The 26,353-nt window shown below is 66.7% G+C and carries 23 protein-coding genes; 11 read left to right on the top strand and 12 right to left on the bottom strand.

The features are described from left to right. Positions 1-63: 63 nt before the first annotated feature. Together G6R31_RS07260 and G6R31_RS07255 are read right to left on the bottom strand one after the other, a co-directional pair. Positions 64-816: an RluA family pseudouridine synthase gene (locus tag G6R31_RS07260; protein ID WP_017868968.1), complete on the bottom strand. Its 753-nt coding sequence runs from the start codon at positions 814-816 to the stop codon at positions 64-66. Beyond that, positions 813-1,406 (bottom strand): NADPH-dependent FMN reductase, encoded by a 594-nt coding sequence (locus tag G6R31_RS07255; RefSeq protein WP_017868967.1) that lies wholly within the window; start codon positions 1,404-1,406, stop codon positions 813-815. The genes G6R31_RS07260 and G6R31_RS07255 overlap by 4 nt, the downstream gene beginning before the upstream one ends. A 388-nt stretch (positions 1,407-1,794) precedes the next feature. Between G6R31_RS07255 and argC the strand changes: the two genes are divergently transcribed. Further along, positions 1,795-2,841, top strand: coding sequence for an N-acetyl-gamma-glutamyl-phosphate reductase (gene argC, locus G6R31_RS07250; RefSeq protein ID WP_017868966.1), 1,047 nt, complete (start codon positions 1,795-1,797; stop codon positions 2,839-2,841). A gap of 271 nt (positions 2,842-3,112) precedes the next feature. Here argC and G6R31_RS07245 read toward each other — a convergent pair whose 3' ends face one another. Continuing rightward, positions 3,113-3,460 (bottom strand): hypothetical protein, encoded by a 348-nt coding sequence (locus G6R31_RS07245; protein WP_017868965.1) that lies wholly within the window; start codon positions 3,458-3,460, stop codon positions 3,113-3,115. 210 nt (positions 3,461-3,670) lie between these two features. Here G6R31_RS07245 and G6R31_RS16855 point away from each other — a divergent pair, with 210 nt between their 5' ends. Genes G6R31_RS16855 through G6R31_RS07230 form a run of 3 tightly spaced genes read left to right on the top strand, consistent with a single transcriptional unit; the run spans position 3,671 to position 8,678 of the window. Then, positions 3,671-4,144, top strand: a complete 474-nt coding sequence (locus G6R31_RS16855) for an NUDIX domain-containing protein (RefSeq protein WP_017868964.1) — start codon at positions 3,671-3,673, stop codon at positions 4,142-4,144. Continuing rightward, the gene (metH, locus tag G6R31_RS07235; RefSeq protein ID WP_017868963.1) at positions 4,141-7,941 is read left to right on the top strand and encodes a methionine synthase; all 3,801 of its coding nucleotides are present in this window, start codon (positions 4,141-4,143) and stop codon (positions 7,939-7,941) included. The genes G6R31_RS16855 and metH overlap by 4 nt, the downstream gene beginning before the upstream one ends. Then, the gene (locus G6R31_RS07230; RefSeq protein WP_017868962.1) at positions 7,938-8,678 is read left to right on the top strand and encodes a methylenetetrahydrofolate reductase; all 741 of its coding nucleotides are present in this window, start codon (positions 7,938-7,940) and stop codon (positions 8,676-8,678) included. The genes metH and G6R31_RS07230 overlap by 4 nt, the downstream gene beginning before the upstream one ends. Positions 8,679-8,746: 68 nt before the next feature. On the opposite strand, the gene G6R31_RS07225 is transcribed toward G6R31_RS07230, so the two are convergent. From G6R31_RS07225 to G6R31_RS07215, 3 genes are all read right to left on the bottom strand, one after another. Beyond that, complete coding sequence (locus G6R31_RS07225; RefSeq protein ID WP_017868961.1) at positions 8,747-10,039, bottom strand: DUF4139 domain-containing protein; 1,293 nt, start codon at positions 10,037-10,039, stop codon at positions 8,747-8,749. Positions 10,040-10,183: 144 nt separating this feature from the next. Beyond that, complete coding sequence (locus G6R31_RS07220; protein WP_017868960.1) at positions 10,184-11,137, bottom strand: electron transfer flavoprotein subunit alpha/FixB family protein; 954 nt, start codon at positions 11,135-11,137, stop codon at positions 10,184-10,186. Further along, on the bottom strand, positions 11,137-11,898 hold the full coding sequence (locus tag G6R31_RS07215) for an electron transfer flavoprotein subunit beta/FixA family protein (protein ID WP_017868959.1): 762 nt from the start codon (positions 11,896-11,898) through the stop codon (positions 11,137-11,139). The genes G6R31_RS07220 and G6R31_RS07215 overlap by 1 nt, the downstream gene beginning before the upstream one ends. A 341-nt stretch (positions 11,899-12,239) precedes the next feature. Here G6R31_RS07215 and G6R31_RS07210 point away from each other — a divergent pair, with 341 nt between their 5' ends. Then, positions 12,240-12,935 (top strand): hypothetical protein, encoded by a 696-nt coding sequence (locus tag G6R31_RS07210; RefSeq protein ID WP_025567241.1) that lies wholly within the window; start codon positions 12,240-12,242, stop codon positions 12,933-12,935. Here the strand turns inward: G6R31_RS07210 and G6R31_RS07205 are convergent. From G6R31_RS07205 to prfA, 3 genes are all read right to left on the bottom strand, one after another. Beyond that, positions 12,932-13,333, bottom strand: coding sequence for a carboxymuconolactone decarboxylase family protein (locus G6R31_RS07205; protein ID WP_017868957.1), 402 nt, complete (start codon positions 13,331-13,333; stop codon positions 12,932-12,934). The two genes, G6R31_RS07210 and G6R31_RS07205, sit on opposite strands and share 4 nt — an antisense overlap. A 94-nt stretch (positions 13,334-13,427) precedes the next feature. After that, positions 13,428-13,931, bottom strand: a complete 504-nt coding sequence (locus G6R31_RS07200; RefSeq protein WP_017868956.1) for an NUDIX hydrolase — start codon at positions 13,929-13,931, stop codon at positions 13,428-13,430. Then, entirely contained in the window at positions 13,918-15,048 is a 1,131-nt protein-coding gene (gene prfA, locus G6R31_RS07195) for a peptide chain release factor 1 (protein WP_029732746.1), read from the bottom strand. Before prfA ends, G6R31_RS07200 begins: the two co-directional genes overlap by 14 nt. A gap of 335 nt (positions 15,049-15,383) precedes the next feature. Between prfA and pckA the strand changes: the two genes are divergently transcribed. The 6 genes from pckA to G6R31_RS07170 all read left to right on the top strand — a co-directional run bounded on the left by pckA (position 15,384) and on the right by G6R31_RS07170 (position 22,792). Continuing rightward, on the top strand, positions 15,384-16,979 hold the full coding sequence (gene pckA, locus G6R31_RS07190) for a phosphoenolpyruvate carboxykinase (ATP) (protein WP_017868954.1): 1,596 nt from the start codon (positions 15,384-15,386) through the stop codon (positions 16,977-16,979). Between the two features lie 215 nt (positions 16,980-17,194). After that, entirely contained in the window at positions 17,195-17,326 is a 132-nt protein-coding gene (locus G6R31_RS17020; RefSeq protein WP_264148968.1) for a hypothetical protein, read from the top strand. Between the two features lie 85 nt (positions 17,327-17,411). After that, positions 17,412-18,536, top strand: coding sequence for a pyruvate dehydrogenase (acetyl-transferring) E1 component subunit alpha (gene pdhA, locus G6R31_RS07185; RefSeq protein ID WP_017868953.1), 1,125 nt, complete (start codon positions 17,412-17,414; stop codon positions 18,534-18,536). Between the two features lie 100 nt (positions 18,537-18,636). Beyond that, positions 18,637-19,638 carry an alpha-ketoacid dehydrogenase subunit beta gene (locus G6R31_RS07180; protein ID WP_017868952.1) on the top strand — a complete coding sequence of 334 codons (1,002 nt, stop codon included), beginning with the start codon at positions 18,637-18,639 and terminating at the stop codon, positions 19,636-19,638. A 528-nt stretch (positions 19,639-20,166) separates the two neighbouring features. Further along, positions 20,167-21,426 (top strand): Glu/Leu/Phe/Val family dehydrogenase, encoded by a 1,260-nt coding sequence (locus G6R31_RS07175; protein WP_017868951.1) that lies wholly within the window; start codon positions 20,167-20,169, stop codon positions 21,424-21,426. Between the two features lie 52 nt (positions 21,427-21,478). Beyond that, positions 21,479-22,792, top strand: a complete 1,314-nt coding sequence (locus G6R31_RS07170; protein ID WP_017868950.1) for a Glu/Leu/Phe/Val family dehydrogenase — start codon at positions 21,479-21,481, stop codon at positions 22,790-22,792. Between the two features lie 265 nt (positions 22,793-23,057). Here G6R31_RS07170 and G6R31_RS07165 read toward each other — a convergent pair whose 3' ends face one another. From G6R31_RS07165 to G6R31_RS07155, 3 genes are all read right to left on the bottom strand, one after another. After that, positions 23,058-24,089, bottom strand: coding sequence for a GGDEF domain-containing protein (locus tag G6R31_RS07165; protein ID WP_017868949.1), 1,032 nt, complete (start codon positions 24,087-24,089; stop codon positions 23,058-23,060). A 368-nt stretch (positions 24,090-24,457) separates the two neighbouring features. Next, positions 24,458-25,069 carry a site-2 protease family protein gene (locus G6R31_RS07160; RefSeq protein ID WP_017868948.1) on the bottom strand — a complete coding sequence of 204 codons (612 nt, stop codon included), beginning with the start codon at positions 25,067-25,069 and terminating at the stop codon, positions 24,458-24,460. A 49-nt stretch (positions 25,070-25,118) separates the two neighbouring features. Next, the gene (locus G6R31_RS07155) at positions 25,119-26,342 is read right to left on the bottom strand and encodes a tRNA nucleotidyltransferase/poly(A) polymerase family protein (RefSeq protein WP_017868947.1); all 1,224 of its coding nucleotides are present in this window, start codon (positions 26,340-26,342) and stop codon (positions 25,119-25,121) included. Between the last annotated feature and the right edge of the window lie 11 nt (positions 26,343-26,353).

The following is a 26,353-nucleotide window of genomic DNA, read 5'->3' as shown; positions in this document are numbered from 1 at the left end:
GGATGGCAGAAGGCTGATGGCGGAAAGCAGCTGAAGCTTGGGCGGGCCTTCTGCCTTGAGCCATCAGCCATCCGCCCCCAACCCCTCCCAGTACGCCCGCAAATCCGGCGCCAGCGGCACCTCGGCGGCCACCTGCGCTCCGTCCCACGGGAAGGCGATGCGGCCAGCGTGCAGCGCCTGACGCGCCAGCCCCAGCCGGGCGGTGAGTTCGGGGGTCTGTCCGGTTTCCATGAACTCCAGAAAGGCGCTGGGGTCGCGCCCGTAAATCTTGTCTCCCACCATCGGCAGCCCGAGATGCGAGAGGTGCGCCCGAATCTGGTGCAGCCGCCCCGAGCGCGGATAACACTCGATGAGCGCGTGCCCGGCGCGGCGTTCCAGCACCCGGAAGTCGGTCACGGCGGGTTTGCCGTCGGGAACCACCGCCTGTCGAATCTGGATTTTGTTCGCTCCGCCGAGGCCCAGGTCGCCCAGCGGCGCGTCAAGTGTCCGGCGCTCCCAGTCGGGCGTGCCGTGGACGACGGCGAGGTACGTTTTGCCGACCAGATGCGTCTTGAACAGGGTGAAGAACTTGCGGGCGGCGTCGCTGTCGCGCGTCAGAATCTGTGCGCCGCTCGTCTCGCGGTCGAGGCGGTGCGGCGGGGCCAGCCCCTCTTCGCCGGTTTCCGCCTGCATGAAGGTCAGGAGGTCGGGCACGTCCACCCGCGCCCGCACCGGATGGGTCAGCCACAGCGCGGGCTTGTGGACCACGTAGAAGTCGGGATGCTCCATGACGACGCGCGGCTTTTCGGTGGGCGGCAGCAGCGGGGCGCGGGTCATATCTCCCACACGCTCTGGTAGTCGCGCCCCCGCAGCCGCTCGCTGAGGTCCACGCCGCGCTCCACCGTGCGGCGCAGGCGTTCACGCAGCCACTCGCCCGGCACCTGCGGCGCGTCCCAGTGGGCCGAAGTCGCGTAGACGAAATGCGGGTTTACCACGCACTTGAAGTCCACCATCAGCCCGAAGGCCAGCGCCCCGTGGCTCAGATACCCCTGGTCCAGTCCGCCCGAAATCAGAAACGTGACCGGCTTGTCGAACCATGCGCCGTGCAGCCCACGCTCCGCGTCCGAGCTTCCGGTCAGTTCAATCAGCGCCTTGGCCCCCGACCCCAGGCCCCAGTTGTACACGGGCGCGGCCAGAAAAATCCCGTCGGCTCCGGCCACCGCGTCGTGGTAGGTCTGGGCGTGGGGGTGCTCGTAACAGCCGCCCGGTCCCTGCACGTTGTCGAACGGGCCGAGCGGCGTCTGACGCAGGTCGAGGTGCGTGACGCGGTGTCCGGCTTCCCGCAACTGCTGCGCCGTGAGCGCCGCCAGCCACGCCGAGCGGCTCTCCGGGTCGAGGCTGGTCGAAAGAACGGTCAGCGAAAGCATGAGGGGAAGTGTAGAGGGCAGGAGAATGAAGAGTCATACGGGTTCCGATTGAATCTGGTCGTTTCAGATTCAATCCGACTTGCAAAGCTGCGCAGCAGAGCGGATGCGAGTAGGAAAAAATACGGATTCCGCGATATGGATGCACAGGCGGCGCCTTCCCAACTGTACAGGCCCGACTGTGCAGGAATTAAGCGGAATCCGTATCAGAAGTCGGAGAACGCCCTGCCGCCACCTTTCACCGCTCCACAAAAATTTGCGAAACGCAGAATTCCGAGGCCGTCGGGCGCGAAGCGCACGGGCCGCACACGAACAGCGAAGCAGCGGCGTCCGACACATGCCCTAGACCCACTCCCCCAGCTTGGCCCCCTCACCCTCTACACTGCCCTCCATGACTGCCGAGAAAAAGACCGTCGCCATCGTGGGCGGCAGCGGCTACGCGGGCGGCGAATTCCTGCGCCTCGCCCTGAACCACCCCCATCTCGAAGTGACCCAGGTGACCAGCGAACGCAGCGCGGGGCTGCCGGTGGGCATGGTGCATCCCAACCTGCGCGGGGCCACGAACCTCAAGTTCCGCAAGGCCGCCCAGCTGGACGAGGCCGACATCGTCGTGCTGGCGCTGCCGCACAACTCCGCAGCCAAGCGACTCGCCGAGTTCGAGGCCAAGGGCAAGGTCATCGTGGACCTCTCCGCCGACTTTCGCCTCAAGGACCCCGAGGTCTACCAGCGCGTCTACGGCGAACCCCACCCCACGCCCGAAAAACTGGGGGAGTGGGTCTACGGCAACCCCGAACTCCACCGCGAGGACCTGAAGGGTGCCACCCGCATCGCCTGCGCGGGTTGCTTCGCCACCTCGGTGATTCTGGCGCTGTACCCGCTGCTGAAACTGGGCGCCCTGGCCCCCAAGGACATCATCGCCACCGGGCTGGTCGGGTCGAGCGCGGCGGGGGCCAGCAGCAGCGAGTCGTCGCACCACCCCGAGCGGGCAGGCAGCCTGCGGGTGTACAAGCCCGTCGGCCACCGCCACACCGCCGAAGCGCAGCAGGAGCTGCCCGGCAACTTTCCGCTGCACCTGACCGCCATTTCCACCCCCCGCGTGCGCGGCATCCTGACCACCATTCAGGCCTGGGTGCCCGACGGCTGGTCGGACAAGGACGTGTGGAGCGCCTACCGCGAGGTCTACGGCCAGGAGCCGTTTATCCGCATCGTCAAGGTCGCCAAGGGCATTCACCGCTACCCCGACCCGATGCTCCTCGACGGCACCAACTTCTGCGACATCGGTTTCGAGATGGACGTGGACACGGGCCGCGTGGTGCTGATGTCGGCCATCGATAACCTGGTCAAAGGCACGGCGGGCCACGCCATCCAGTCGCTCAACATCGCCCATGAATGGGACGAACGGGCCGGGCTGGAGTTCATGGGGCTGCACCCGGCGTGATACGGGGCTGGGCTTTCCTCCGCACCTCCGAGGAAAGCGCCCGAATGTGCTCTGCTTCGCAGCTTTGCAAGTCCGCGTCGCCCAGCCCCGTTTTTTCTTCTCCTCCCCGCGCTGAAAGCGGGCCAGGGAGCGGTTCTATCGGCCCTGCGCCGCTTCGCTCTGCTCGGAAAAACAGTTTGGAGACCCAAACTATTTTTCGAAGCCGTATGAGGACCGGCGGTTCTCATGGGCCTTTCCTCTGGTGGGGAGAGGCCCTTTTGCTCACAGCCTTTTACAGCCGTTCCACTACCCACGCCCGCACCAGCAGTTCGTCCTGCCGGAAGGTCTCGCGCAGCTGCTCGCGGGACTTGGCCCACCACGCCCGGTCGAGTTCTTCCACCATCACCTCGTAGACCACCACGTCGTCGCGCACGGGTTCACTGGCCTCGTCGTCTTTCCACTGGCCCCGGGCCGGAGCGCGGGTGTGGGCCGTGACGCCGCCGAAGCGTTCGGTCAGCTGGTCGCGCACGCGGGCAAAGTCGGTGCGGGGAAAGAGCTGAGCCTCGTTGTCGTACAGGGGCAGAAAGAGTTGGACGGCGTGCGGGGCTTCACTGTAGGCCCGCGCTCCTGAATAGCCCACCCTCCCGCCCGGCTGCGCCTCCGCGCTATCTTTGCTGTCATCGCGCCTTCGTAGCGCGGTCATCCAGAGGTGCCCGAGGGTTTTTTCTGCCCCATGACGGCGCGGCAACCAGCCCACATTTCGGCCATGGTGCTTTCAGAAAAGGTTCTGTGTAGGTGCGCCGACGATGGCGCGAGCAGGGCCGATGCCCGCAGGAGGTGCATTTCAGATATGAGCCATGAGCTATGGGCCACGAGCGACCCGGCCAGCGCCGACGCTAAGGCCAGTGAAGGAACGACAGGGCAGACCACCCTATACGCGCCGGGCAGCGTGCCCGCCGAGAAAATCCGCTTCGTGACCATCCTGGCTGACTATCAGGGCGGCTGGCTGCATCTGCGTCAGCGTGGGTGCACGGGATGGGAGTGTCCGGGCGGCAAGGTGGAACCGGGGGAAACCCTGCTGGAGGCCGCCGAGCGCGAACTGCGCGAGGAAACCGGGGCCACTCGCTTCACGCTGCGCCAGACCCATGAATACGACTTTGGCGGCAGCTTCGGCGCACAATTTCGCGCCAGCATTGCCGAACTGGGGGCGGAGCGCGAGGGGAAAATGGAAGCCCTGCGCGTGTTCCCTGCGCTGCCCGACGAACTGGCCCACCCCCAGATTTACCCCGCCCTGTTTGCCGCCTGCAAGGAACTCCAACCATGACCTCGCCTCTGTACGCCGAAGCCCGCAAGCGCATCCTCATCCTCGACGGCGCGTGGGGCACCCAACTGCAAAACGCGAACCTCACCGAGGCCGATTTCCGCTGGCCGGAGGCCGACCCCCTGCGGATGTACCGGGGCAACTTCGACCTGCTGCAACTCAACAAACCGGACGTGATTCGCGCCGTCCACCGCGCCTATTTCGAGGCCGGGGCGGACATCGCCAGCACGAACACCTTCAACTCCACCACCATTTCGCAGGCGGATTACGGCACGGAAGCCCTGGCCTACCGCATGAACGTGGAAGGCGCACGGCTGGCCCGCGAAGTGGCCGACGAATTCGAAGCCCAGGACGGCAAAAAACGCTGGGTGGCGGGCAGCGTCGGCCCCACCAACCGCACGGCGACCTTATCCCCAGACGTGGAGCGCCCCGAGTTCCGCAATGTGACCTACGACGACCTCGTGGCGGCGTACTCCGAGGCCATCACAGGGCTGATGGACGGCGGCGCGGATTTGCTCCTCATCGAAACGGTCTTCGACACGCTGAACGCCAAAGCCGCGCTGTTCGCCGCGCAGGAAGTTTTTGCGAGGCAGGGGCGCGAACTCCCCATCATGCTGTCGGGCACCATCACCGACGCTTCGGGCCGCACGCTGAGCGGGCAGACGCCGGAAGCCTTCGCGGTGAGCACCGAGCACGCGAACCTGTTCAGCCTGGGCCTGAACTGTGCGCTGGGCGCGGATTTGCTGCGGCCTCACCTGCGGGCAATTGCGGCGAACACCGAGGCGTTGGTGTCGGTTCACCCCAACGCGGGCCTTCCCAACGCCTTCGGGGAATACGACGAAACGCCCGAACACACGGCGGCGGTGCTGGCGGATTTTGCCCGTGAGGGGCTGGTGAACATCGTGGGCGGCTGCTGTGGCACCACGCCCGAGCACATCCGGGCCATTGCCGAGGCCGTCGGGGACATCGAGCCGCGCACCGCGCCCGAACTCCCGCCCTTCCTGCGCCTCAGCGGTCTCGAAGCCTTCACCCTGACGCCCGAGACCAACTTCGTGAACGTGGGCGAGCGCACCAACGTGACCGGCAGCCCCAAATTCAGCAAGGCGATTCTGGCGGGCGATTTTGATGCGGGCCTGAAAATTGCCCGCCAGCAGGTACAAAACGGCGCGCAGGTCGTGGACATCAACTTCGACGAGGGAATGCTGGACGGCGAGGCCGCGATGGTTAAGTTCCTGAACCTGCTGGCGGGCGAACCCGACATTTCCCGCGTGCCGCTGATGCTGGACTCCTCCAAATGGGAAATTCTGGAAGCGGGCCTGAAGCGCGTGCAGGGCAAGGCGATTGTCAACTCCATTTCGCTGAAGGACGGCGAGGACAAGTTTCTGGAACGCGCCCGGCTGCTGCGGCGCTACGGGGCGGCGGCGGTGGTCATGGCCTTCGACGAGCGGGGGCAGGCCGACAACCTGGAACGCCGCAAGGAAATTACCTCTCGCGCCTACAAACTGCTGACCGAACAGGCCGATTTTCCGCCGCAGGACATCATCTTCGACCCGAACGTGCTGACGGTGGCGACCGGCATCGAGGAGCATGACCGCTACGCGCTGGACTTTATCGAGGCGACGCGCTGGATCAAACAGAACCTGCCGGGGGCGCTGGTGTCAGGTGGGATTTCCAACGTGTCGTTCAGCTTCCGGGGCAACAACCACGTGCGCGAGGCGATGCACGCGGTGTTTCTGTACCACGCCATTCGCGCCGGGCTGGACATGGGCATCGTGAACGCGGGGATGCTGGCCGTGTACGACGACATCGAACCCGAACTGCGCGAGGCCGTGGAGGACGTGATTCTGGCCCGTCGGGAGGACGCCACCGAGCGGCTGCTGACTCTCTCGGAGCGGTACAAGGACGTGAAGCGCGAGGTGGCGACCCAGAACGCCTGGCGCGAGTTGCCCGTGCGTGAGCGGCTGACGCACTCGCTGGTGCAGGGCATTTCGGACTTCGTGGACGCCGACGCCGAGGAAGCTTACCGCGAACTGGGCAGCCCACTGGCGGTCATCGAAGGCCCGTTGATGGACGGCATGAACGTGGTGGGCGACCTCTTCGGCGCAGGGAAAATGTTCCTGCCGCAGGTCGTCAAATCGGCCCGCGTCATGAAGAAGGCAGTGGCCTACCTCACGCCGTATCTGGAAGCGGAAAAGTCGGAAAGCAGTACGAAGGGCAAGGTCTTGCTGGCAACGGTGAAGGGTGACGTGCACGACATCGGCAAGAACATCGTGGGCGTGGTGCTGGCCTGCAACGGCTACGCGGTGACCGACCTGGGTGTGATGGTGCAGACCGACCGCATTCTGGACGAGGCCGAAAAACTCGGCGCAGACGTGATTGGCCTGAGCGGGCTGATTACCCCCAGCCTGGACGAGATGGTGAACGTGGCCCGCGAGATGACCCGCCGGGGCGTGAAAACGCCGCTGCTCATCGGCGGCGCGACGACCAGCCGCGCCCATACCGCCGTGAAGATTGACCCCGCGTACGACGGCACGGTGGTGCATGTGCTGGACGCCTCCCGCGCCGTGACGGTGGTGAACGACCTCCTGACCGACGAGGCGACCTACGCCGCGCAGACCCGCGAGCAGTACGACGCGCTCAGGGAGCGGCATGGGGAGCGGCAGGTGCGGCTGATTCCGATTGCGGAGGCGCGCGAACGGGCACCGCGTCTGAACCCCGTCGCGCCTGTGGCTCCAAAGGAACTAGGCCGCCAGGTCATCGAGCAGCCCATTGCCGGATTGCTGGACTACATCGACTGGACGCCTTTTTTCATCGCCTGGGAGATGAAGGGCATCTACCCCAACATCCTGACTGATCCCCTGCGCGGCGAGGAAGCCCGCAAGCTGTTCGACGACGCGCAGGCACTCCTGGGGCGCGTCATCGAGGACGGCTCACTGACCGCACGGGGCGTGATTGGGCTGTGGCCCGCCCACCGCGAGGGCGACGACATCGTGCTGGACGACACCGCGACGGCACGGGGTGAAACGCTGGACTTCGAGACGCACGAAATCGCCGCCGGGCGCGAGCCACTGCCGGAAAGCGTGCGCCTCCACACCCTGCGCCAGCAGCGCGACCAGACCACGCCGAACACTGCGCTGGCCGACTTCATCGCCTACAAGGGCGACCACATCGGCGCGTTTGCCGTCGCCATTCACGGCGCGGAGGAACTGGCCCGCGAGTTCGAGGCGCAGCACGACGACTACAACGCGATTCTGGTCAAAGCGGTGGCCGACCGACTGGCCGAAGCCTTCGCGGAGAAGCTGCACCGTGACGTGCGGGTGGACTACTGGGGCTACGCGCCGGACGAGGCGCTGGACAACACCGACCTCATCAAGGAGCGGTATCAGGGCATCCGCCCCGCCCCCGGCTACCCCGCGCAGCCCGACCACACCGAGAAGCGCACCATTTTTGGACTGCTGAACGCTGAGGAAATCGGCCTGAGCCTCACCGAGTCGTGCGCCATGTTCCCCGCCGCCGCCGTGTCGGGCCTGTACTTCGCCCACCCGGACGCCCGTTACTTCGCCGTGGGCCGCATCGGACGCGACCAGGTGGAAGATTACGCCCGGCGCAAGGGCTGGACGCTGGAGGAAGCGGAGCGGTGGCTGGGGCCGATGCTCGCTTACGCGAGTGCAGAAGGCGGAGTAAAGGATGCAGATGGCAAAAGGCAGATGGCAGATGGCAAAGTGAGCTTAAGCCCAGGCGAAAGCGGGCCTTCTGCCTTGAGCCTTCAGCCATCTGCGGCGACCGGAGGGAGCCTATGACCCGCATCTCCCTCGAACTCGTTCCCCGCTCGCGCTCCAAATTGCGGGCCGAACTCGCGCTGGTGGCCGAGCAGTTTCCTGGCGTGGATACGGTGAACATTCCTGACCTGACGCGCTTTTCCACGCGTTCCTGGGAGGGCTGCGCTTTTGCCCCGGCGGGGCTGCGGGCCATTCCGCATGTGCGGGCCATTGACCTCAACCCGAAAGAGCCGCTGCCGATGGTGGGGGCTTTCCTGGCGCACGGCATCGAGGAAGTGCTGATCGTGTCGGGCGACGCGCCCAGCGACATGAACCGCCGGGTCTACAACGTGGACGCCGAGCAGGCCATCCGCCGCTTCCGGCGCGAGCTGCCGCATGTCAAGGTCTACGCGGGTCTCGACCCCTACCGCCAGAGCTTCGCCGCCGAGCGCGACTACCTGGAACGCAAGCTGGAAGCGGGGGCGTCGGGCTTTTTCACCCAGCCTTTTTTCGACATGCGGCTGGTCGAAGCCTACGCCGACATCGTGCCGGACGGGGCCGAGGTCTGGTGGGGCGCGACCACCGTCACCGAGGAAGGCAGCCTGAACTACTGGCAGACCCGCAACCGCGCCGTGTTTCCCCGCGCCTTCGAACTGACGATGGACTGGGACAGGCGCTTCGCCGCGCAACTTCTCGCCTTCGCACGGGCGCAGGGCCAGCACGCCTATTTCATGCCGGTCAAGACGGACGTGGGGGCGTATTTGCAGGGCATCGTGTAAGCGCAGATGGCAGAAGGCAGATGGCTTTTGCATGAGCCATCTGCCTTCCGCCATCTGCCTTCCGCCCCTCAGCCGTTGTCCACGACCACCGTAAACGTCTTGCTGACCTTGCCGTTCGCGGGCACGTCCACGCGCAGTTCGGCGGTGCCCTGGTTCTGCACGGGCGCGGCGCTGTCGATGGTCACGCGGCGGCCTCCCACGCGCTCGGTCACTTCGGCGCGGACGGCGCGGCTCTTGCTGCTCTCGAAGGTGTAGGTGACTTTGTAGGTCGTCCTGGTCGGGTTGCCCTTGGCGTCCTTGACCTGGCTCACGGTCTGCACGGTGCGGGTGTAGGCCACGTCGGGGTCGTCACCCAGCGTGAATTCCACTTCGCCTCCCTTGCGCGTCTCGGCAATATTCGTCTGGCCCACGATTCGCCCGTCCTCGCGCACGGTGACCGGGCCAGCGGGCAGGCGGTCATCGGCGGTGAAGCGGTAGAAGCGGCTGAGCGTGCCCTCGCGCTTGTCGGTGCCGAAGTAGGTGTTCAGGCCCGCGTAGCGCTCGAATTTGGTCAGCTTGGGCGTCAGGAAAGGCAGCGTGACCACGCTGTTGGCGGGCAGGGTAAACGCGGTGGACAGCGTGTACTTGTACAGGCCGCGCAACTCGCCGCCGCTCTGGATTTTGGGGGCCGCGTAGCCCGCCTGTGTGGTGGCCGCCTCGGCGCGCATCAGCATCGGCGCGGGGGGCATCATGTCACCCTGCACGTTCACGTCCCCGGCGTACAGCTCGGTGTTCTTCACGTCGTAAGGCTGGTCGGTGCTGTTGCGGATGTCGGCCAGCGCGGACAGTTGCGCTCCGGCGTCGCTCGCCTTGAGGGTGTAGCGCGGCTGCCAGGACACGCTGCGGGTGAGGTAGCTCAGCGTGCCGCTGCCCGCGTTTTTCAGGCTGTAGGTGAGCGTCTGCGAAGGGCTGAGGGGGTTGGCAGGCGGCAGCACGTCGAATTGCAGCTTGTCGTAGGACACGGTGAAATACTTGCCGCTCGCGTCCTTCACCAGCAGATCTTTGGCCCGCACCAGCGTGACGGGTTCGGTCTTGCCGCCTTCACGCTCCAGATACACGGTTTTGCCTTCCAGACCGCTCAGCCAGTTGGCTTCCAGCTTCTGCACCGCGCTGTCGAAGGCCAGGCCTTCCAGGTCGAGGCTGCCGCCGATCACGCCGTTCCAGGCTTCCTGGGGCAGGGCCACGGTCAGCGTCTTGCCCGCGCTGCTCACCTGCTCGCGCACTTCGGTAAAGCTGGGGTAGATGCGGATGTCGGTGGCGGCGGCGTGGGTCATAAGACCTCCGAGGGTCAGGGCCAGGGCGAGGGCAAAAGGCTTTTTCATGGGCCTATCGTGCCGCTGTCACGTTTGCACCGGGTGAGACACGGCGTCAGAAACGGGTCAACACCGCCATGAAAAAGGCAGCCATGAAAAAGACAGCCATGAAAAAAGCTCCCCGCACCGGGGGAGCCTGAAGGCGGAGAAGACTCAGCGCTGCTTGGCGGCCTCGATCAGCGCGGGCACGATCTGGCTCACGTCGCCCACGATGCCGTAGTCGGCCACCTTGAAGATGGGCGCTTCGGCGTCCTTGTTGATGGCGATGATGTTCTTGGACTTGCCCATGCCCGAGAGGTGCTGCACCGCGCCGCTGACCCCCAGGGCGATGTAGGCCTTGGGCTGCACGGTCTTGCCGGTCTGGCCCACCTGCTCGGCGTAGGGGCGCCAGCCCGCGTCCACCACGGCCCGCGTCGCGCCCACGCCCGCGCCGATCTGGTCGGCGAGGCCCTCCACCATGGCGGCGAAGTTCTCGGCGCTGCCCACGCCGCGCCCACCGGTCACGATCACGTCGGCTTCGGTCAGGGCCACGCGGCTCGACTTTTCCACGCTCTTGCCGGTGACTTCCACGCGCGCGGCGGGCAGGTCCAGCTCCACGTCGTACTGCTCGCCTGCCGCGCCGGTCGGCTGGGCCGGGCCAAAGGAACCGGGCTTGACGGTCACGACAATCACGTTGCCCTCGGCCTCCACCGTCTCGGTCACGCGGGCGAGGTAGGTGTAGCGCTGCGCCTGCACGGCTGCGCCGCTCGTGCTCAGCGCAATGGCGTCTTCGAGGTAGGGCGCGTCGAGCTTGACCGCCACGCGGGGAGCGTACTCGCGCCCGCTGCGGCTGCCGCCGATGATGACCAGGTTGGCTTCGCCTTCCTGGGCAATCTGCGCGGCGGCGGCGGCCCAGACCTCGGCGCTGTACTGCGCCAGGCCCGCCGCGTCGCCCACCAGCACCTGGTCGGCGTACCCCGCGGCTTCGTTGGCGACCTCGGCCACGCCCTGCCCCAGCACCAGCAGGGTCACGGGACCTTCACGGCCCGACGCGCGGGCGGCGCTGACCATTTCGAGGGTGGACTTGGCGAGCTTGGCGCCGTTGTGTTCGGCAACAATCAGAATCATCAGGCAATCACCTTCGCTTCGTTGCGCAGCAGGTTCAGGAGTTCGGCGGCGGCGGCCTGGGGGTCCTTGCCGTCGATCATCTTGTTCAGGCGGGCGCGGGTCTGGATTTCGGCGTTCACGGTACGCACGCGGGCCTGCACGCCGTACTGGTCCAGGGTGTCCTTACGCAGTTCCTTTTTCTTCGCCTTCATGATGTTGGGCAGCGTGGGGTAACGCGGCTCGTTCAGGCCCTGCTGGGTGGTGACCACGGCGGGCAGCGCGGCGCGGAAGCTCTCGTTGCCTTCGTCCACGTCGTGACGGCCCGTGATGCTGTCGCCCTCGACCTTCAGCTCGTTGGTCCAGGTCAGCTGCGGCCAGCCCAGGCGCTCGGCGGTGGCGGCCCCGAGGGCCTGCGAGTCCCAGTCGGCTTCCTGCCCGCCGACCAGAATCAGCCCGATGTTCTCGGCCTGCGCGATCTGCGCCACGACCTTGCTCAGGCTCACGGCGTCGATCTTCTCGTCGGTTTCGACGTGAATGGCGCGGTCCACGCCCATCGCCAGGGCGGTGCGCAGGGCGTCCTCGTTGCGCTGCGGGCCGACCGCCAGGGCGATGATGCTCTCGACGGGGGCGCCGCCTTCACGCAGGCGCAGGGCCTCTTCCACGCCGTACTCGTCCATGCCGTCGACCACCAGGGTCGCGCCTTCGAGGTCCACGCCGCTTCCGGCGACCTTCACGCGGGCTTCGGCGTCGGGCACCTGCCGCACCAGAGTCAGAATGTTCATGCGTTTTCCTCCACACAGGCTGCCACGCGGGCAGCGGAAAGGTGATTTTCTTGTCGGTGGCGGTGCGGCCCAGCAACCAGGGGATGCCCGGACAGCGCCCTTCACCTTCAAGTTTGTACTCGGTCCAAGTTAGCGTTTCCGGCTCAGATTTTCCACCACTTCCGGTCCCTGTCAGGATACAGGTCGCGGTCAGGCGGCAGTGTAGGCAAGGCCCCTGCCCGGTCGACGTGAGGCTCTGTGAGCTAAGAAACCACCGGACCTGACGCCCGGCTGTCGGCTTGTTCAAGACAAGCTCAAGTGCCCGGTGAGTCCTCCTCATGGTGGTGGCAGACAGTGGAAGCATGAAGAAGCTTGTTGCTCTTGCCGTCACGGCGCTCGCCGCCACCGCCGCCGCTCAGACCACCGTGGTCGTGCAGCCCTCGTCCAGCCTGGGTCTGCGTGGCCTGGAATTCGGCGTGCTCGGCGGCTACGCGGGCGGCCTCAACGGTGAAGTCTTTGTCCACGCGCCCAACGTGGCGGGTCCGGTGGGGGTCAAGGCGAGTGCCTCCTACACCTCGGCCAGCGACGCCCTGCGCGACGACGTGAGCGTCAACCCGACCCTGGGGCTGGACACCTTCGGTGAATTTAAGCAGCAGGGTCTGGCGACCGAGAGCGGCAGCCACGCCACCTACGCCCTCGACGGCACCTACAACCTCGGGCAGGTCGGGCGCGGCGTGGACCTGACTGCCTACGCAGGCGGGCGCTACGGCACCTTCAGCGCCACCGAAACCTACGCGGGCGACGCTGCCCTCTCGCAGACCACCCGCACCAGCGCCTTCGGTGTGGGCGCCGGGGCCATGCTGGGCTACCGCATCAGCGACCGCGCCAGCCTGGTCGGTGACCTCGGTGTGGACCAGTACTTCAACGGCGCCATCACCAACGGCACCGACGCTGGCACCTACAAGGTCGGCGAAGCCGGGTACAACGACGTGCGTGCCCGTTTCGCCTTCCCCGGCACCGTGTTCAAGGCCAAAGTGGGCGTGAAGTTCAACTTCTAAACCCCGGTCTCTGACTCGCTCCCCGGCTGCGGCTGGGGGGTTTTCTTTTCGTTGAGCGCCTGAAGCTGAGCAAACGCCGCCACCGTGCGCGGAAACCCGAGGTACGGAATGCACAGCAGCAGGGCCTCGCGCACCTCCTGCTCGCTGGCCCCGGCCCGCAGCGCGCCGCGCAGGTGGGTTTTCAGCTCGTCGGGGCTACCCAGCGACACCAGCAGCACGCAGGCGAGCAGTTCCTTGGTCCTGAGGTCCAGGCCGGGCCGCTCGTACACCGTGTCGTAGGCGAAGTCGCGGACATACGCCATCAGGTCGGGGTCTAGCGCAGAGAGTCGCTCCAGGATGCGCTCCTCCTGCGAACCGAAAATGGCCTGCCGGGCAGTGGGGGAGGGGTCTTCGGACATGGGCACAGGATGGCAGGCCGGGAAGAGGCGAGTGGGAAGTCGAGAAGTTGAGGAGTCGAGAGGAGCCGGACTCGACCCCTCGACTTCCCTTCTCCTACCGCTCTTTTGCCGCTGCCCGCAGCGCCGGAATCCTCAGCCCGCCGCGTCCGTCCCAGCCCTTGAAGGCGTAGAAGCGGCCCGGCTCGCCCGTGTTCAGGTAGTCGGCCAGCGGCTCGCGCATGGGCGGCGAGTCGAGCTTGTCGAGGGCTTCTTCCACGCTGCAAAAGCGGGCCTCGACGATAAAGCCGTCGGGGTCGGCGGGGTTGAGCAGCCCTTCCCAGGTGGCCTCGAAGGCGACGGCGATGGCGCGCTCGCCCCGGCGCTCGTCCTCGATGTGAACGGTGTAGGCCATGTGCTTGATGCCGGTGAGCTTGAGGCCCGTTTCCTCGTAGATTTCGCGGTAGAGCGCCTCGGGCAGCGTTTCGCCGTGTTCGACCACGCCGCCGGGCAGGGTGTGGCGCACCCGTCCGTGTCCCTGCCAGTCGTTGCCGACGAGCAGCACCCGCCCGAAACGGTCTTTGAGGATGCCCGCCGCCACCAGCAGGTCACGCCGCCCCATGCTGGTCCTTTCTGCGGCTGCCGTTCTGCTGGTCTTCCGGGGCGTCTTGCGCCATGGCGAGCAGCTGCGCCTCACGCTGCGCGCGGGCCAGGGCCGACACCACCGGGGCCAGGGCGCCCCCCATCACCGAGTCGAGGGGATGGTTCTTGTCGTCGCCTTCCAGACGGTGGTCGGTGACGCGGTTTTGCGGATAGTTGTAGGTGCGCACCTTTTCGGAACGGTCACCGCTGCCCACCTGCGCGGCGCGGTCCTGGCGTTCCTGGGCTTCGCGGTTGGCCCGCTCACGTTCGGCCAGGCGAGCCGTCAGCACTTGCAGCGCCTTCTCGCGGTTCTTGATTTGCGAGCGCCCGTCCTGACACACCACCATGATTTCGTCGGGGGTCCCGGCGCGGTAGACCGCCCGCACCGCCGAGTCGGTGGTGTTGACGCCCTGCCCGCCCGCGCCCTGCGAGCGAAACACGTCGATACGGACTTCGGACAGGTCGAGGGTGACTTCGCCGGGTTCGGCCTCGGGCAGCACCGCCACCGTCGCCGTCGAGGTGTGGATGCGGCCCTGCGACTCGGTGGCGGGCACGCGCTGCACCCGGTGAACGCCGCGCTCCCACTTGAAGGCACGAAAGGCGAAGTCGCCGCTCACTTCGGCCACGACCTTGCTCGCGCCGCCCAGGTCGCTTTCGGCGGCGTCGAGGACACTGAGTTTGAGGTTCAGGCCCGCCGCGTAGCGTTCGTACAGCCGCAGCAGGTCCATCACGAACAGCCCCGCCTCGGCGCCGCCCGCCCCGGCGCGCAGTTCCAGAATCACGTCTTTGGCGTCGTCGGGGTCGGTGGGCAGCAGCAGCAGTTCGAGTTCGCTCTCAATTTCGGTCAGCCGCGCCTGCACCCCTTCGGCCTCGGCCTGCGCCAGCTCGCGCATGTCGGGGTCGTGCAGCAGTTCGCGGGCACCTTCCAGGTCGCTCTGAAGTTGCTTCTGCTCGCGCACCAGGGTCACCAGGGGCAGTAGTTCGCGGTGGCGGCGGGTCAGGCGGGCGTACTCGCGGGGGTCGGCCAGGGCCGCCGGGTCACCCAGACGGCGCTCGACCAGCCCGAATTCGGACACCAGTTCGTTCAGGCGGCTCATGTTCGCCACAGGGCACGCCAGGGCGCTGGCCCCCGGCGCGTTTGCATCAGGGTGGTCACGGGAAACATGCCGGGTAGTCTAGCGCCCCCGTTCCGCGTTCCCCAGGCAGCTTCAGCGAAAGGCCAACGGGCGCCGTAGCGACGCCTCCCCCGGATCAACCAGGGCATTTGTGTTGTGTTCCTCCGGTCCGGGGCCGCGCTGGGCGCTTCGCAGACTGGCAGTTGGTGTTTCTGGACGGGTGACGAAGGCCCCTTGTGTTGGAAGCGCTTCCCGGGTCAATATCTCGGAGCCTAAGCACAGCGCCACATCTCTGTTCGGATCTTCTCGGAGGCCCTATGACCACTGCTCAACACGACGCTCAGGTTCTTGCCGACCTGGGCCTGAACCCCGGCCAACTCCACCTCAACCCCGGCGTAGACGACCTCTACGCCCACGCCATTCGCCTGGGGGAAGGCGTCAAAGCCGCCACCGGCCCGCTGACCGTGCGCACCAACAAGACGGGCCGCAGCCCCAAGGACCGGTTCATCGTCGAGGACGACAAGACGAGGGACACCGTGTGGTGGGAAGGCTTCAACGTGCCCATCGGCGCCGACGTGTTCGACCGCCTGCTCGACAAGATGGTGAAGTACGCGGAGGGCAAGGAACTGTTCGTGCAGCAGGTCTTCGCCGGAACGGACAAGGACCACCGCATCCCCGTGCGCATGATTACCGAAATGGCGTACCACTCGCTGTTTATCCGCAACATGTTCGTCCGGCCCACCGAAGACGAACTGAAAGATTTCCAGCCCGAGTGGACGGTCCTCAACATCCCCAGCTTCAAGGCCGACCCCGCCGTGGACGGCACCCGCACCGACACCTTCATTCTGGTCAACTTCAGCAAGAAGATGATCATCGCGGGCGGCACCCAGTACGCGGGCGAAAACAAGAAGGGCATCTTCGGCGTGCTGAACTACCTGCTGCCCGAAAAAGGCGTCATGCCCATGCACTGCTCGGCCAACGTGGGCGAAGGCGGCGACGTGGCGCTGTTTTTCGGGCTGTCGGGCACCGGCAAGACCACCCTCTCTGCCGACCCCCAGCGCAAGCTGATCGGTGACGACGAACACGGCTGGACCGACAGTGGTGTGTTCAACTTCGAGGGCGGCTGCTACGCCAAGGTCATCAACCTGAACCCCGAAGCCGAACCCGCCATCTACCAGACCACCCGCAACTACGGCACGGTGCTGGAAAACGTGGTGCTGGACGACCAGGGCAACCCCGACCTGAACGACGGCGGCCTCACCGAAAACACCCGCAGCGCCTACCCCATCGAGCAGATTCCCAACATTCAGCCCGGCAGCGTGGGCGGCATTCCCAAGAACGTGGTGTTCCTGACCGCCGACGCCTTCGGGGTGCTGCCGCCCATCAGCCGCCTGAGCGCCGAGCAGATGATGTATCAGTTCATCAGCGGCTTTACCGCCAAGATTCCCGGAACCGAACAGGGCGTCACCGAGCCGACTCCCACCTTCTCGACCTGCTTCGGGGCGCCCTTCATGCCCCGTCACCCCGGCGAATACGCCAAGCTGCTCGCCCAGAAAGTAGAGGAGAGCGGCGCGAAGGTCTGGCTGGTCAACACCGGCTGGAGCGGTGGGCAGTACGGCACCGGCAAGCGCATGAGCATCGCCCACACCCGCGCCCTCATCAACGCGGCGCTCAGCGGGCAGCTCGACGACGTGGAATTTACCCGCGACCCCTTCTTCAACCTCGAAATTCCGACCCAGGTGCCCGGCGTGCCGCAGGAAGTCCTCAACCCCCGCGACGCCTGGCAGGACAAGGCCGCCTACGACGAAACCGCCAAGAAACTGGCCCGCATGTTCCGCGAGAACTTCAAGCGCTTCGAGGCCGGGGTGGACCGCAGCGTGACCGACTCCATGCCCGACCCTGACCGGGCCTAGAGCATTTGACAAAAAGACGTAACGTCTTTTTGTCAAATGCTCTAAAGCTCGAATCGGCGAAAACGGGGAGGACCGGAATGAGGCGAGGGGGAGCCTTTCCGGTCCTTGCCTCTGCTCGGCCCTCCCGAAAAGGGCGCCGGGTTTGCTAGGCTGGGCTTACGTTCTCAACTCACTGCTCAGCCTCCGCTGTTCCTCTTTGCCCTGGAGCTTTCGTCATGCCGTTGCCCCGCCCTGCCTTTTGCCTGCCCCGTTCCGCCCGCCTGCCGGGACGGCACCGGGGGACGCTGCCGTTGGCCTGGGGGCCTTGCCGCCTGACGCGCCTGCTCAACCAGCGCCGCGCTCCCTGACGGCCTTTCCCTTTTTCTCTTGACTGCCCCAGCGCGGTCAAGGCGGGCACCGTTTTGGCTTTCCCTTTTCCCTCCAGGAGTGTTCATGACCCACCACCTACCCCGCCCGGAAGCCCAGGAAGCGGCCCAGGCGTTCCAGAATGCCGCCGCCGCCTACGACGAGGCCGCCGCCAAGGGCGACATGTTCCGTATCCTCGCCGAAGGGGGCCAGGTCGTGCGCCCCGAGCTGCTGCCCGCCGCCGAAACGCGCCTGCACCTCTACCGCCAGATGCGCCGCGCCCGGCAGTTCGACGAACGCGGCTGGGTGCTCTACCGCCAGGGCCGCCTGGGGGTCTTTCCGCCCTTCGGCGGCATGGAGGCCAGCCAGTGCGGCACGGCGGCGGCGCTGACCAAGGACGACTGGCTGTTTCCCACCTACCGCGACACGGGCGCGGCGCTGACCCTCGGGCTGCCGATTGCCCGCACGCTGGCCTACTGGCGCACCAGTCCGCACGGCTGGCAGATGCCCAAAGACCTCAAGGTGCTGCCCTTCTACATCCCGATTGCCACCCAGTACCCGCAGGCGGTGGGTGCGGCACTGGCCGAGAGACGGCGCGGCACGAAGAACGTGGCGATGGCCTTTATCGGTGACGGCGGCAGCAGCGAGGGCGACTTTCACGAGGCGCTGAACTTCGCCGGGGCGCTGAACGCTCCGTGTGTGTTCATCCTGCAAAACAACGGCTGGGCCATCAGCGTGCCCACGCGCACCCAGACGAAGGCCACCAACCTCAGCCACCGCGCCCTGGGCTACGGCATTCCCGGCGTGCGGGTGGACGGCAACGACGTGCTGGCGACGTGGCATGTGACCCGTGAAGCCGTGGAACGCGCCCGCCGGGGCGAAGGCCCCACCCTCATCGAAACCGTGACCTACCGCGTCAAGCCGCACACGGTGGCCGACGACCCCACCCGTTACCGCACCGACGAGGACACGGCGGGCTGGGACGAAAAAGACCCGCTGCTGCGCCTGCAACAGCACCTGCTGGCCGAGGGGATCTTGACCGAACAGAGCGACGCCGCGCTGCAACAGGAAGTCGCCGAGGAGTTCGAGGCGGCGCTGGCCGAGGCCGACAGCTACCCCGACCCCCAGCCCGCCGAGATTCTGGAGCACGTCTTTGCCGAGCCGACGCCGCAGCTCGTGCGGCAGCGGGCCGAGTTGCTGGAGGAAGTGTGAGGGGGCGGAAGGCAGATGGCCGATGGCCGATGGCTCAGGTTTCCTTCTTTGCCCCTACCGAGGTGTTCGCATGACCGCTGTTGCCGCAGACCCCAGAACCATGACCACCGAAACCGTGACCACCAGAACCATGACGATGGTCGCCGCCATCAACGACGCGCTGGACATCGCCCTTGCCCGTGACCCCGACGTGTGCATCTTCGGGGAAGACGTGGGCGTGATGGGCGGCGTGTTTCGCGCCACCGACGGCCTGCAACGCAAGCACGGCGTAGAGCGCGTGTTCGACACCCCGCTGGCCGAGGCGGGCATCGTGGGCATGGGCATCGGCATGGGGCTGGCGGGCCTGAAGCCGGTGGCCGAAATTCAGTTCGCGGGCTTCCTGTACCCCGCGCTCGACCAGATTCTTTCGCACCTGGGGCGCTACCGCCACCGCACCCGCAGCCGCTACCACCTGCCGATGGTGATTCGTGCGCCCTACGGCGGCGGGGTGCATACCCCCGAGCAGCACGCCGACAGCCCCGAGGCGATTCTGGCCCACACCCCCGGCGTCAAGGTCGTGATTCCGAGCACGCCCAGCGACGCCAAGGGCCTACTGCTCGCCGCCATTGACGACCCCGACCCGGTCTTTTTCTTCGAGAGCATCAAGATGTACCGCTCGCTCAAGGAAGACGTGCAGACCGGCCACTACACGCTGCCCATCGGCAAGGCCCGCATCGTGAAGCCGGGCGACGACGTGACCGTGATCTGCTACGGCGGCATGGTGGAAGTGTGCCAGAAGGCCGCCGAAGCCGCCGCTCAAGCGGGAATCGGCGTGGAGGTCATCGACCTGCGCACCCTGGTGCCGCTCGACCTGGGCACCATTCTGGCAAGCGTGGAAAAGACGGGCCGCGTGGTCATCGTCACCGAGGCACCCCGCACCGCCGGATTCCACTCCGAAATTTCGGCCAACATTGCCGAGGAAGCCATCGAATTCCTGCAAGCGCCCATCGTGCGCGTGACCGGCTTCGACGCGCCCTATCCGCCCTTTACCGCCATCGAAGACCTCTACCGCCCTGGCCCGCTGCGGGTGGCCAGGGCCATCAAGAAGGTCATGGCGTACTGATACGGATTCCGCTTAATTCCTGCACAGTCGGGAAAGCGCCGCCTGTGCATCCATATCGCAGAATCCGTATTTTTTCCTACTCGCATCCGCTCTGCTGCGCAGCTTTGCAAGTCGGATTGAATCTGAAACGACCAGATTCAATCGGAATCCGTATGAGCCGACCGGAGGCCGGGGCCGGGCGCGTCAAGGCTCTGCCTAGAGCATTTGACAAAAAGACGCAACGTCTTTTTGGCGAGCGGAGCGAGTGCAAAACACTGAGCAGGGCGGAGAATGGAGGGATGCGCGGTGCCGTTCCGCGCATCACGTAATTCGGAGAACTGCTCTAGTTATGTCTGATGTTCGAGGTCATGTCTGATGTTCGGGGAAGTGCAGGAGAAGTCTCCGGCGCTTTCTTGAACCCGGTCCAGACGGCAGAAAAACGTCCAGGCAGTGAGGACATGGACGGGCAGGGGGTGGCGTCAGTTGTCTATCCCTGTATCCTCAGATACGCCAAAACTATTTTGAGCAAGTGTCAAGGAGAGTGACCCTATGCGGGCGACCGGACTCAACTGGCAGGGGCTGATTGAGCAGCTTCAGCAGGCCCTGCCCTACACCGAGGTGACCGACCAGTCCCTCGCCTATTTCAAGTATCCCAAACGCACGGTGAGCATCAACCTGCCGGTGCGGATGGACGACGGCCAGGTGCGGATGTTCCGTGGTTACCGCACGGTTCATTCCACGGCGCGTGGCCCCAGCATGGGCGGCGTGCGGTACAAGGCCGGCATGACCGCCCACGAATGCGAGGTGCTCGCGGCCATCATGACCCTCAAGGCGGCGGTGGCCGACCTGCCGCTCGGCGGCGCGAAGGGCGGCGTGGACGTGGACCCGGCGACCCTCAGCCCACACGAACTCGAGGGCCTGACCCGGCGCTTTACCTCGGAACTGGTGGAACTCATCGGCAAGAACGAGGACATTCTGGCGCCCGACGTGGGCACCGACCAGCAGGTGATGGCGTGGGCGCTCGACGCCTACAACGAGAACACCGGCGAAACGACCAACGGCGTGGTCGTCGGCAAGCCGCTGCCCCTCGGCGGCAGCTACGGCAGCAAGGACGCCCGGGGCCGCAGCGCCGCGCTGGTGACCGCCCGCGTGCTGCAAGACGCCGGGGTGCCCCTGCAGCGGGCGCGGGTGGCGGTGTTCGGCTACGGTGACGTGGCCCGCCGCGCCGCGCAACTGCTCGCCGAGCAGGGCGCCCTGGTGGTGGCCCTGAGCGACCACGCGGGCAGCGAGCAGGAAAGTGCGACCTATGCCAGCTCCGGCCTGGACCTGACTGCCCTCGAAGCCCACCACGCGGCCTCGGGCAGCCTGGGCGGGTTCGCCACCGACATCACCCCCCAGGAACTGGTCGAACTCGATGTGGACGTGCTGGTCCTCGCCTACGACTACGGCGCCGTGAACGCGGGCAATGCCCACGCCGTTCGCGCCCGCTACGTGGTCGAGGCGACCAACCGCGCCGTGTTGCCCGAAGCCGAGCGCTTCCTGACCGGACAGGGCGTACAGGTGATTCCCGACGTGGTGGCGAGCATCGGCGGCATTGTCGTGAACTACCTCGAATGGGTGCAGGACGCCAGCAACTTCTTCTGGACCGAAACCGAAATCGAAGCGGCCATCGACGCCCGCGTGAACGCCGCGCTCGATACCGTGCTCGCCTTTGCCGAGGCCAGCGACACCGACCTGCGCACCGCCGCCTACGCGGTGGCCCTGGGCCGCCTGCACAACGCGACGGTCATGCGCGGCGTGTACCCGTAAGCCCGAGCTTTTTCCCCGTACCCCTGCGTTTCCTCTCTTTCAGGAGTCTGTTATGACCACCACCGACCAGCCCACCGCGCAGTCCGGCGCCCGGCACGAAATCCCCAGCTACCTCGACCCCAACAACATCGGTCCCTACGAGATCTATCTGGAGCAGGTGGACCGCGTGACCCCCTACCTTGGCAAGCTCGCCTACTGGGTCGAGACCCTCAAGCGCCCCAAGCGGATTCTGGTGGTGGACGTGCCGGTCCACCTCGACGACGGCACCGTGGCCCACTTCGAGGGCTACCGCGTGCAGCACAACACCTCGCGCGGTCCGGCCAAGGGGGGTGTGCGCTACCACCAGGACGTGACCCTCAGCGAAGTGATGGCGCTCTCGGCGTGGATGACCATCAAGAACGCCGCCGTCAACCTGCCTTACGGCGGCGGCAAGGGCGGCATCCGCCTCGACCCGCGCAAGTACAGCCAGGGCGAACTCGAGCGCGTGACCCGGCGCTACACCACCGAAATCGGCCTCATCATCGGGCCGGAAAAGGACATCCCCGCGCCTGACGTGAACACCGGCCCGCAGACGATGGCCTGGATGATGGACACCTACTCCATGAACGTGGGCCGCACGGCGACCGGCGTGGTGACCGGCAAGCCCGTGTCGCTGGGCGGCTCGCTGGGCCGCGCCGACGCGACCGGGCGCGGCGTGTTCGTGACCGGCGCCGAGGCGATGAGCAAGCTCGGGATGCCGCTGGAAGGTGCCCGCATCGCCGTGCAGGGCTTCGGCAACGTGGGCGAGGCCGCCGCCCGCATCTTCCACCAGCACGGCGCCAAGATCGTCGCCATTCAGGACGTGACCGGCACTGTTTACAGCGCGGCGGGCATCGACCCCGGCAAGGCGCTGGCGCACCTCAAACAGACCGGCAGAATCACGGGTCTGGAAGGCACCGAGGAAGTCCAGAAAGACGAATTCTGGTCGGTGGACTGCGACGTGCTGATTCCGGCGGCGCTGGAAAAGCAGATCACCCTGCAAAACGCCGACAAAATCAAGGCCAAGCTGGTCGTGGAAGGCGCCAACGGCCCCACCATCCCGGCCGCCGACGACCTGCTCGCGCAAAAGGGCGTGACCGTCGTGCCCGACGTGCTCGCCAACGCGGGCGGCGTGAGCGTGTCGTACTTCGAGTGGGTGCAGGACTTCTCCAGCTTCTTCTGGACCGAAGACGAGATCAACGCCCGCCTCGACCGCATCATGCGCGAAGCCTTCCAGAGCCTCTGGGACGTGAAGGAAAAGCACGGCGTGACCCTGCGCACCGCCGTCTACATCGTCGCCTGCACCCGCGTTCTCGAAGCGCGGGCGCTGCGCGGGCTGTACCCGTAAGCCCACACCCGTAAGCCTCTCTTAGAGCAGTTCTCCGAATTACGTGATGCGCGGAACGGCACCCCGCATCACTCCATTCTCTCCTGCGGAGCTGTCCCAGTCTGCTGCGCAGCTTTGCAAGGCCGCCCTGCTCAGTGTTTTGCACTCGCTCTCTGCGAGCTGTCCCAGTCCGCTCGCCAAAAAGACGTTGCGTCTTTTTGTCAAATGCTCTAGAGCAAAAGGGCCGCCTCCTCGCTGGGGCGGTCCTGTTCGTGTGCGCCCCTGCTCAGGCTTGGGGTGGCTGGCCCGCCACGTGCATCACCCGGTTGCGCCCGGCGCGTTTGGCGGCGAGCAGGGCGGCGTCCACCTCGGCAAAGATACCGGGCAAGTGTTCGGGCATCACATACTGGCCCAGGCCGGCGCTGAGGGTGACGTGGGTGCCCCCGGCGAAACTGCGCACCTGCACTTCTTGCCGCACGCTGTCGAGCAGGTCTTCGGCTTCGGCGGGAAACAGGCCAGGCAGCAGCAGGGCGAACTCCTCGCCGCCCCAGCGGTACGCCGAGCTGCCGGCGGGCAGGTGGTCGAGCAGCACGTCGGCCACACCGCGCAGCACCCGGTCCCCGGCGGTGTGGCCGTGCTGGTCGTTGATCGCCTTGAAATGGTCCAGGTCCAGCAGCGCCAGGACGCCGCTCTGGGCAGCCTGCCGCGCCGCCTCGTCGAAGGCGCGGCGATTGAGCAGGCCGGTCAGCGGGTCGCGCTGGGCATCCTGTGCACTGCGCTGGGCCTGTCGCTGCAAACGAATCGTCTGCTGGCCGAACAGACCGCCCACCACACAGCTCAGCAACATGATCAGCGCCAGCCCCGGCTCGTTGCCGGTGGGCCGCGCCCACTGCCCCACCAGCAGGCTCGACAGCCCCACGAGCGTCAGCGTTAGCGCCTGCCCCAACCGGGGACGGTCCACGAACAGAAAACTCCAGGCCATGCTCGTGATCGGCCCCGCCAGCAGCAGCAGCGCGAATCCCGAGCGGCTGCTCAGGTCGTCCTGCGGCATCCAGTACTGCCAGGCGTTGACCCCGGCAAGCAGCAGCAGGTGCAGACCGGTCAGGGCCAGCCGCATCCCCTCTTCCAGCCTGGGCGGAATCCAGCGGTAAAACAGCGCGACCAGCAGCAGCGGCAACCACAGCGGCAGGGTCGCCAGATAGTTGGGAGAGGCCGCCAGCGAGGTGCTCCAGAGAATCGTGAGCGCCAGCAACTGAAAATAGAGCGCCGTGAAGGTCGTCGGCGGGCGGGCGCGAGGTGAAGCGGTGAGGGGCGACATTGCCCTGGACTCTGCCGCCACCTCTCCTGCGGGGTTCTTACCTTAACGCAAGGTAAAGCCCAGGCCCGGCGGCGGCTTCTTGCTTCCTTCTGATACGGATTCCGCTTAATTCCTGCACAGTCGGGAAAGCGCCGCCTGTGCATCCATATCGCAGAATCCGTATTTTTTCCTACTCGCATCCGCTCTGCTGCGCAGCTTTGCAAGTCGGATTGAATCTGAAACGACCAGATTCAATCGGAATCCGTATGAAGCCATGTTGTCCAAGTTGGATGCCGCCATTCTTCAGCCGGGCCGAGCGTTCCGGAGAGAGAACGGAGCCAGCAGAACGCCTTTTATGCCTGCTCTCCTTCGCTCCCTGCCATCCCGGATCAGGCGCCGACCAGCCCCAGCACCCAGCGCTGCACCTGACCGATCAGGCTGCCGATCTGACCGCTCAGGGCGTAGATGAAGACCATCACGATCAGGAAGGAGAAGGGCTGGGCCTCGAACTGCGCCAGGCTGCGGCCCAGCGAGGGCACCAGCGAGCCGAGGATGCGGCTGCCGTCGAGCAGCGGAATCGGCAGCAGGTTGAAGACGGCGAGCACCACGTTGATGCTCAGCACCGTGCTCAGCACGACGCCGAACAGCGTCGACACCGGCACGAAGGCGATCAGCGCGGCGCAGACCAGCGCGATCAGCAGGTTGCTCAGCGGCCCGGCGGCGGTGGCCCACAGCGTGCCCCAGCGCCCCAGGTTGCGCGGATTGATCGGCACCGGGCGGGCGAAACCGAAGCCCACGAACAGCAGCAGCAGCGTGCCGAGCGGGTCGAGGTGCTTGAGCGGGTTGAGCGTGACCCGCCCGTAACTGCGCGGGGTGCGGTCCCCCAGGCGGTCAGCCGCGTAAGCGTGTGCAAATTCGTGAACGGTCAGCGACAGCACCAGCGCCAGCGCCGTGATGGCGAAGGCGAGCGGACTCACTTGCAGCAGGGAAATCAGACCCATATTCGGACCATTGTAGGGCCATCCACATGAAGCGCCGGGTTCACCGGGTTCAGTTCGCCTTGGGGTTCGGGCCGCTTCGGGGGCTGGGTTGTGCTGAAGCCTGGGTCGAGGGTTGGGCCAGATAAGCCCGCAACGCCGCCCGCTCCTCATCGGGGGAGCGCACCGCTCCTGCCTGACGCAATCCGGCGAGGTGCGCCAGAGCCTTCCCCACCTGCGGCCCCGGCGCTACGCCGAGCGCCAGCACCTCGCGGCCCGTGAGCGGCGGGTAGCTGTCCGGGCGCAACACCTCGCGCAGTTGCCGCTCCGGTGTGCCCGGCGCAAAAGAACTGTCCGACAGCGCCCGTGCGAGCAGCGCCGCCGGGCGCTCCCCCACCCCCAGTCGCCCGGCAAGGACGGACGGGTCGGGGGCCGCCGACAGGACCGCCGCCGCGTAGGTGATGGGCAGCACCGGACTCCCTGCGTCCTGCCGGGCGTCGAGCGTCTCCAGCAGGGGGAAGCCCGGCAGCAGTGCCCCCGCGCCCCAGTCGTCCAGCACGCGGGCCGCCTGTCCCGGGCGCGGTTCGGCGAGCAGCAGTTTCAGCTCGGCCCACAGCCGGGGGGTGCGCTCCGCCTGCGCGAGGGCGTCGGGCACCTGCGCCCGCAGCTCCGGCGCCGCGCACAACTTCAGCCGCGCCGCGAGCCGGGCCGCCCGCACCAGTCGGCTGGCGTCCTCATGAAAGGAGCGGCCATGCAGGGGCCGCAGTTCCCGGCGTTGCAGGTCGCCCAGCCCCCCCACCACGTCGAGCAGTTCGGGCGGGCCATCCGCCGACAGCCGCAGGGCGAGCGCGTTGATTCCGAAGTCGCGGCGGCGCAGATCGTCGGGCAGGCTGCCCGGCAGCGGCCTCGGGTTGTGCCCCGGCTGCGGGTAGGTTTCGCGCCGCGCCCGCACCAGATCGGCGCCGCGTCCGTCGGGCAGGGTCAGCGTGGCGTTCCCGAACGCCGGGTGGTAGACGAACGGCAGCCCGCTCGCCTGCGCCAGCGCCTGCACGTCGCTGCCCGTCCCGCCCGATACCGCAATGTCCGGCACCGTAATGTCCGGCAGCGCGATGTCCGACACCACAATGTCGAGGTCGAGCGGTGTCTGTCCCAGCAGCGCGTCTCTGACGGCCCCGCCGACGAGTGCCAGTTCGGTGCCCGGCCCGGCTCGGCGGGCCAGGTCGCGCAGCCACGCCCGGTCCTGCGGCTGAAGCTGTGCCCAGACCTGCGCCCCGACAGCCGTGCCCAGCCCCGACATCACTGACCCGA

This window comes from Deinococcus wulumuqiensis R12 (assembly GCF_011067105.1).
Lineage (GTDB): Bacteria > Deinococcota > Deinococci > Deinococcales > Deinococcaceae > Deinococcus > Deinococcus wulumuqiensis.
Note: the sequence above shows the minus strand (reverse complement) of the source record. Positions and strands in the feature narration are given on the sequence as shown.

Coding starts and splice junctions, on each gene's coding strand:
- G6R31_RS07260 (WP_017868968.1), bottom strand. CDS start 816: ATGACCCGCGCCCCGCTGCTGCCGCCCACCGAAAAGCCGCGCGTCGTC.
- G6R31_RS07255 (WP_017868967.1), bottom strand. CDS start 1,406: ATGCTTTCGCTGACCGTTCTTTCGACCAGCCTCGACCCGGAGAGCCGC.
- argC (WP_017868966.1), top strand. CDS start 1,795: ATGACTGCCGAGAAAAAGACCGTCGCCATCGTGGGCGGCAGCGGCTAC.
- G6R31_RS16855 (WP_017868964.1), top strand. CDS start 3,671: ATGAGCCATGAGCTATGGGCCACGAGCGACCCGGCCAGCGCCGACGCT.
- metH (WP_017868963.1), top strand. CDS start 4,141: ATGACCTCGCCTCTGTACGCCGAAGCCCGCAAGCGCATCCTCATCCTC.
- G6R31_RS07230 (WP_017868962.1), top strand. CDS start 7,938: ATGACCCGCATCTCCCTCGAACTCGTTCCCCGCTCGCGCTCCAAATTG.
- G6R31_RS07225 (WP_017868961.1), bottom strand. CDS start 10,039: ATGAAAAAGCCTTTTGCCCTCGCCCTGGCCCTGACCCTCGGAGGTCTT.
- G6R31_RS07220 (WP_017868960.1), bottom strand. CDS start 11,137: ATGATTCTGATTGTTGCCGAACACAACGGCGCCAAGCTCGCCAAGTCC.
- G6R31_RS07215 (WP_017868959.1), bottom strand. CDS start 11,898: ATGAACATTCTGACTCTGGTGCGGCAGGTGCCCGACGCCGAAGCCCGC.
- G6R31_RS07210 (WP_025567241.1), top strand. CDS start 12,240: ATGAAGAAGCTTGTTGCTCTTGCCGTCACGGCGCTCGCCGCCACCGCC.
- G6R31_RS07205 (WP_017868957.1), bottom strand. CDS start 13,333: ATGTCCGAAGACCCCTCCCCCACTGCCCGGCAGGCCATTTTCGGTTCG.
- G6R31_RS07200 (WP_017868956.1), bottom strand. CDS start 13,931: ATGGGGCGGCGTGACCTGCTGGTGGCGGCGGGCATCCTCAAAGACCGT.
- prfA (WP_029732746.1), bottom strand. CDS start 15,048: ATGAGCCGCCTGAACGAACTGGTGTCCGAATTCGGGCTGGTCGAGCGC.
- pckA (WP_017868954.1), top strand. CDS start 15,384: ATGACCACTGCTCAACACGACGCTCAGGTTCTTGCCGACCTGGGCCTG.
- G6R31_RS17020 (WP_264148968.1), top strand. CDS start 17,195: ATGCCGTTGCCCCGCCCTGCCTTTTGCCTGCCCCGTTCCGCCCGCCTG.
- pdhA (WP_017868953.1), top strand. CDS start 17,412: ATGACCCACCACCTACCCCGCCCGGAAGCCCAGGAAGCGGCCCAGGCG.
- G6R31_RS07180 (WP_017868952.1), top strand. CDS start 18,637: ATGACCACCGAAACCGTGACCACCAGAACCATGACGATGGTCGCCGCC.
- G6R31_RS07175 (WP_017868951.1), top strand. CDS start 20,167: ATGCGGGCGACCGGACTCAACTGGCAGGGGCTGATTGAGCAGCTTCAG.
- G6R31_RS07170 (WP_017868950.1), top strand. CDS start 21,479: ATGACCACCACCGACCAGCCCACCGCGCAGTCCGGCGCCCGGCACGAA.
- G6R31_RS07165 (WP_017868949.1), bottom strand. CDS start 24,089: ATGTCGCCCCTCACCGCTTCACCTCGCGCCCGCCCGCCGACGACCTTC.
- G6R31_RS07160 (WP_017868948.1), bottom strand. CDS start 25,069: ATGGGTCTGATTTCCCTGCTGCAAGTGAGTCCGCTCGCCTTCGCCATC.
- G6R31_RS07155 (WP_017868947.1), bottom strand. CDS start 26,342: ATGTCGGGGCTGGGCACGGCTGTCGGGGCGCAGGTCTGGGCACAGCTT.